This window comes from Streptomyces sp. NPDC005761 (assembly GCF_040630635.1).
Taxonomy (GTDB): domain Bacteria; phylum Actinomycetota; class Actinomycetes; order Streptomycetales; family Streptomycetaceae; genus Streptomyces.
Genome location: NZ_JBEXXX010000093.1, coordinates 1 through 6031 on the forward strand (window position 1 = coordinate 1; position 6031 = coordinate 6031).

General features: G+C 70.1%; 5 protein-coding genes. 1 reads left to right on the forward strand and 4 read right to left on the reverse strand.

The window, feature by feature from the left end:
- Positions 1-174: 174 nt before the first annotated feature.
- The 4 genes from ABZ434_RS35880 to ABZ434_RS35895 all read right to left on the reverse strand — a co-directional run bounded on the left by ABZ434_RS35880 (position 175) and on the right by ABZ434_RS35895 (position 4573).
- Positions 175-1014 carry an SDR family oxidoreductase gene (locus ABZ434_RS35880; protein ID WP_359146249.1) on the reverse strand — a complete coding sequence of 280 codons (840 nt, stop codon included), beginning with the start codon at positions 1012-1014 and terminating at the stop codon, positions 175-177.
- Positions 1015-1173: 159 nt separating this feature from the next.
- On the reverse strand, positions 1174-2019 hold the full coding sequence (locus ABZ434_RS35885; protein WP_359146252.1) for an amidohydrolase family protein: 846 nt from the start codon (positions 2017-2019) through the stop codon (positions 1174-1176).
- Positions 2016-3203, reverse strand: coding sequence for a mandelate racemase/muconate lactonizing enzyme family protein (locus ABZ434_RS35890; protein WP_359146255.1), 1188 nt, complete (start codon positions 3201-3203; stop codon positions 2016-2018). Before ABZ434_RS35890 ends, ABZ434_RS35885 begins: the two co-directional genes overlap by 4 nt.
- Positions 3203-4573 carry an aspartate aminotransferase family protein gene (locus ABZ434_RS35895; RefSeq protein ID WP_359146258.1) on the reverse strand — a complete coding sequence of 457 codons (1371 nt, stop codon included), beginning with the start codon at positions 4571-4573 and terminating at the stop codon, positions 3203-3205. The genes ABZ434_RS35890 and ABZ434_RS35895 overlap by 1 nt, the downstream gene beginning before the upstream one ends.
- Before the next feature lie 279 nt (positions 4574-4852).
- Between ABZ434_RS35895 and ABZ434_RS35900 the strand changes: the two genes are divergently transcribed.
- Positions 4853-5710 carry an IclR family transcriptional regulator gene (locus ABZ434_RS35900; protein WP_359146261.1) on the forward strand — a complete coding sequence of 286 codons (858 nt, stop codon included), beginning with the start codon at positions 4853-4855 and terminating at the stop codon, positions 5708-5710.
- Positions 5711-6031: the final 321 nt, after the last annotated feature.

Consider the following 6031-nt stretch of genomic DNA (forward strand, 5'->3'; position numbering starts at 1 on the left):
AGTGCGGGGCCGGTGGCCATGGCCGTACCGGCCACGGCCAGACCGGCCAGACCCGAAGCCCGGAGAAGATTCCGACGGGACGAGGCAGGGGGCGAAGCATGGGCGGACATGACGGAGGTACTCCTCGCGTTGTCGATGCGTGCTCGGTGAGAACCGACTGCCGGTCGGTCGCGGTCAGATCGTGTTGCGGTACGGCGGCATGAAGCGCATCCGCGGCATCTGGTCGGCCAGCACTCCCCCGTCCACGACGAGGCGCGCGCCGGTGAGGTACGCCCCGGCGTCCGAGGCGAGCAGCAGCAGCGCGCCCACGCATTCGTCGGGCCGTGCGTACCTGCCGAGCGGAATGCGCTCGCGGTACGCGGACTCGAAGGCCTCGCGGTCGAAGGGGAATTCGCCGTCGATGGGGGTCTCGACCATGCCGGGGGCGAGGGTGTTGGCCGTGATCCCGTGCGGGGCGAGTTCGACGGCGAGCGTCTCCGTGAGCAGTTGGGCGGCGGCCTTGGACGCGTTGTAGTGGGCCAGACCGGCCTCCGCGACCAGGGCGTTCTTCGAGGTGATGGTGATGATGCGGCCGGCGACGGCGTCGGCCGTCATGTGCTCGGCGATGCGCTGGCTGAGGAAGAAGACGGCGTCGACGTTGACCCGCATGATGCGCGACCAGCCGGCCGGGGTGATCTCGTTGAAGCGCTCCAGGGCCGCCGTGCCCGCGTTGTTGACCAGGATGTGGAGCGGACCGGCCTCGGCCCGCACGGTGTCGGCGAAGCCGGCCAGCGCCTCGGTGTCCGCGAGGTCCTGCCCGTACACACGGCACCGCCGGCCGAGGTCCTCGACGGCTGCGGCGGTGTCGGCGATGCCCTCGGCCCCGGGCAGGTCGACGAGGACCAGATCGGCACCCGCCTCGGCGAGCCCGACGGCGAACGACCGGCCGAGGCCCCGGGCGGCCCCCGTGACGACGGCGGTGCGACCGGTCAGGTCGAAGCGGTCGGTTCCGCGGGGCGGGACGGCTGCGGTCATCGCGGGATTCCTTCGGACGAGGAGGGACGGGAGAAGCGAGTGGTGGGCCGCCGCGCGGGGACACAACAGGGTGGGAGCGCGGCGGCCCGGCTGCGGACCGGCAACCGGGGCCGGGGGGCGGCCCGGGCGCCGGTCCGCAGACTGCGGGAACGGCCGGGTTCAGCCGTTCAGGCCCAGCAGATCGAGCGAGGGCCGGTGGATGATCTCCTCCACCGCGTCCGCGTCGAGCGGCGGCAGTCCGGGGATACCGGGGATGCGGGCGATCTCCCGCAGCCCCTTCACGGAGTCGTCGACCGTGGTGAACGGGTAGTCGCTGCCGAACAGCACCTTGTGGAAGACCCCGTAGTCCTGGACGAGCCGGAGGCTGTGCCAGAGCTGGAAGGGCCGGTAGTGCAGGGCACTGAGGTCGGCGTACACGTGCGGGTGCTTGCGGATGACCGCGATGCACTCGCCCTCGAAGGGGTGGCCGAGGTGGGCGAGGACCATCCGCAGTTCCGGGTGGCGGATGGCGACGGCGTCCAGGTGCCGGGGCATCGCCCATTCCAGCGGTGCGCTGGAGACGAACGTGGTGCCGGTGTGCACCAGGAGGGGCAGGCCGTTCCGTTCGGCGTACGTGTACAGCTCGTCGTACTCCTCGGCTGCCGGGTCGAAGCCCGCGTACATCGGCATCAGTTTGATGCCGCGCAGGCCCAGCTCCTGGTGGCCGTATCGCAGTTCCTCCTGCCACCCGGGCTGGGTGGGGTCGAGTGCCAGGTAGCCGATGAGCCGGTCGGGATGTTCTCCGACGTACGCGGCCACGGCCGCGTCGTCGACCCAGAGCCCGCTGCGGCGCGCCTTGCCGCCGACGACGATCGTGCGGGTGGAAGCAGGCGCCGTGGCGGCGTATTCCTCCCACTTCACCGTGAGGTCGACCTCACCCGCGTGGGCGCGGGCGGAGTCGGAGCTGAACGGGTCCGTGAAGTCGTGGCTGTGCCGGAACAGGTGCGAGTGGACGTCGGTGATCATGTGCGGTTCCGCTTCTCCCAGCCGTCCGCGAACATGTTCCAGAAGCGGTGGCTGGGCGGGTGTTCCTCGAAGACCTCGTCGACGAGCTCGACGCCGAGCCCCGGGGCGGTCGGCAGACCGATGCGGCCGTCCGCCATGGGGAGGGTGCCCTTGAGGGCGTCGAAGACGAACGGCTCCAGGAGCCCGTCGAAGGTTTCGAGGATCTTGAAGTTGGGGATTCCGAGCGCCGCGTGCACCGAGACGGTGGTGCAGAGAGGCGAGTTGGAGTTGTGCGGGGCCACGAGCATGCCGTGGGTGTCAGCGATCGCGGCCAGCTTCCTGACCTCGGTGAAGCCGCCGGCCATGGAGAGGTCGGGCTGGATGATGTCGACGGCGTTCGTGGCGAAGAGCTGCTTGTACTCGTAACGGTTGTGGAAGTGCTCCCCACCGGAGATGGGGAAGGCCGCGCGTTGCCGCAGCTCCGCGTACCGCTCGATGTGGGTCCACGGCATCGGCTCCTCGAACCAGCCGATGTCGAAGGGTTCCAGCTCCCGCACGAGGCGGGCGGCGGTCGGCATGGCGAAGCGGGCGTGGCCCTCGATGAAGAGGTCGATGTCCGGTCCGACGGCTTCCCGGACTGCTGCCACGAGGTCGATGGAGCGGCGCAGTTCGGCGCGCTCCAGCTCGTGCAGGCCGGGGCCGAAGGGGTCGAACTTGAGGGCGGTGTAACCCTTGGCCACGGTCTCCTTCGCCTTGGCGGCAAAGATCCCGGGCTCGCGCTCCCCGGTGTACCAGCCGTTGGCGTACACCCGGACGTCGTCGCGGCAGGCGCCGCCGGTCAGCCGGTACGCGGGAACGCCGAGCGCCTTGCCCATCAGGTCGTACATGGCCTGGTCGAGACCGGACAGGGCGATGCCGCCCATGTCGCCGCCGCGCAGGAAGTCGCCCTGGTAGACGCGGAGCCAGAGCTCCTCGATGTCGAAGGGGTCTGCGCCGATCAGATGACGCCGCGCCAGTGCCTCGGTGAGGGCGCAGACCTCGCTCACCCGGTAGGGGTGGGTGATCTCGCCGATGCCGGTCAGGCCTTCGTCGGTGTGGACCCGGACATAGCCGAAGTCGCGCCAGGAGGTGCCGAGCATCAGGGTCTCGACGCGGGTGATCCGTCCGGCGGGGCCGGCGGGGCGGGTGCGGTTGACGGTCAGCATCAGCGGGTCGCCCCGCCCATGGTGGAGGTGTTCTCCAGGTCTCGGGCGCCGCCGTCGGCGAGGACGGCCTTGACCGCTGCCTCGGTGCCCTCGATCAGACGGTCCACATCGGCGTCGGTGTGCGCGTAGCTGATGTGGCTGCGCTTGAGGTTGAGCGGGAGCTCGAACAGGCCGTGTTCCAGGAGTTTTCGGCGGTAGCCGACGAACATCGAGGCGTCGTTGTCCAGGAGGTCGGCGTAGGTACGGGGGGCTTCGCCGGCCATGAAGTAGCTGACGAACACGGAGCCGTAGCCGGTGACGACAGCGGGGACGCCCAGGCGCTCGTAGAGGCCGGTCAGTTCGGTGCGGACGCGGTCGCCGAGCCGGAAGACGTGGTCGTGGACCGGCTCCTCACGGAGCTTGCGCAGGGTGGCGAGGGCTGCGGCCACGACGGAGGGGTGGCCGTTGTACGTGCCGGCGAAGAAGGCGGGGGCACCGGGGCGGGTGGAGAAGAGGTCCATCAGGTCGGCACGGCCGCCGATCGCGCCGACGGGGGCCCCGTTGGCGATGGCCTTGCCGAGGGTGGTGAGGTCGGGGGTGACGCCGGAGATCTGCTGCCAGCCGCCGATGCTGTGGCGGAAGCCGGTGATGACCTCGTCGAAGATCAGGACGCTGCCCGCCTTCGTGGTCTCCTCGCGCAGCGTGGTGAGGAACTCCTGGTACGGAAGCAGCGCGCCGACGTTGTGCGGGACGGGTTCGACGATGACGGCGGCGATGTCGGAGCCGTGCTCGGCGAAGGTGCGGCGCACGGCCTCGCTGTCGTTGAACGGCAGGACGAGCGTGGCTTCGAGGACCTCGGGGAGGATGCCGGTCGAGATCGGGTCGTGACCGCCGACCTTCGAGGGCTCGGAGATGACGTTGAGGCTGACCGCGTCGTGCCAGCCGTGGTAGCAGCCCTGGAACTTGACGACCAGGCGGCGGCCGGTGGCGGCGCGGGAGACGCGCAGCGCGTGGAACGTGGCCTCGCTGCCGGTGCTGGTGAGCAGGACCTTCTCGATCGAGGGGATCAGCTCGGTGAGTTGTTCGGCGAGGAGGACCTCGCCCTCGGTGACGCCGACGCCCATGTGACCGAGGGTCGCGCCGGCCTCGGCGGTGGCGTGGGCCACGTCGGGGTCGTTGTGGCCGAGCAGCGGCGGGCCGAACGCCGAGTGGAAGTCGGTGTACTCGCGTCCGTCGGCGGTACGGAACCGTGCGCCGTGGGTCCCGGTGACAACCAGGTCGGTCAGTCCGGGAACGCTGCGCTGCCCGCTGTTCACGCCGCCGGGTACGACCTGGCGGGCGCGCTCGGCGAGTCGGGCTCCGGATTCGTTGCCTACCGGGCCTGAACTCATGGTGCTTGCTCCTTGCGTCGAAAGTCGTCGGTTTTCGCGGGCCCTGCCCGGCCCGTGAGTCCCTGGCGCCATCCGCCCGGCAGTCGCCGCAGGAAGAGGGGTGATCGCTGGTGCTTCACTTTTTCAGAACGCTGTTCTGTAGAGCAGAACAGTGCCTGGATGTTACGTCCGCGCAGAAAACCGGTCAACCCCCTTCCGCCCCCCGCAATGGCCGAATGAAGAGGGTTCCGGGAATCGGAGGTGCCCTCCGCAGCCCCGAAGGCACTACGCTGTTCTGCTATGACGAACAGTGCCGCCCCAGAAGAGCCGAAGTACTGGGTCAAGAGCGTGGCCAGGGCGGCGGACATCCTCGAAGCGCTGGCCGCCCCTTCTCAGGGCAACGGCCTGAGCGTCACCGAGGTGGGCCACGCCTGCTCGATCTCCAAGAGCGCCGCCTTCGGCATGCTCCAGACCCTGCGCGCGTACGGACTCGTCTCGGACGACGGCGAGGGCATGAACCGCCGCTACCGGCTGGGCATGAGCCTGGCCCGGCTCGGCGACCGGGCCAGATCCCAGGTCTCCCTGCGCGGTGTCGCCCACCCCGTTCTGCGCGATCTCACCCGGGCCACCGGCATGGCGTCCCGCCTCGCGGTGCCCGAGGACGGCCACGCGGTCGTGGTGGACCAGGTCGAGCTCGACCAGCGTGTCCGGCTCGACCTGCGCATGGGCCAGCGCGAGCTGCCGCACTGCACGGGCCTGGGCAAGGCGCTGCTCTCCGCTATGCCGCAGAGCGCGGCCGCCTCGGTCGTCGAACGGTTCGGGCTGCCCCGGCGCACCTCCCGCACGATCACCGACCCGGCGACCTTCCTGTCCCACCTGCGTGACATCGCCCGGGTCGGGTACGCCCTGGACGACGAGGAGGACGCCGAGGGCATCATCTGCATCGGCGCACCGGTCTTCGACGACCGGTCGGTGTGTGCGGGGGCCGTCTCCATCACCGGCCTCAAGCTCGGCCTGCCGGCCTGGCGCTACCAGGAACTGGGCGGCCAGGTCCGGGATGCGGCCCGTCGGATCAGCGTCTCGCTGGGCTGGGTCGAGGACCAGGACCCCGACGCCTCGGACCCCGACGCATCACATTCCGACGGATTCGGCTCTTGACCGATCGGCTTCACCCGCCGTAGGTTCCCTGCCAACCGAGGTGACTTTCCACCGTCACCGACGATTTACCCCTTCCGGTCCGCTTCCGGCGCCTGCCCACCGCGCCGTGAACATCCGAGGACCGAACCCTTTTCAGCCATCCGCCCCATGGCAGTCCACCGCAGGAACGCTCCCTCACTCGTCGCACTTCTCGGAAGGCGAAGTCCGCATGAGCGTTCCGCATCACAACACCCCTGCCTCGTCCCGTCGGAATCTTCTCCGGGCTTCGGGTCTGGCCGGTCTGGCCGTGGCCGGTACGGCCCTGGCCACCGGCCCCGCACA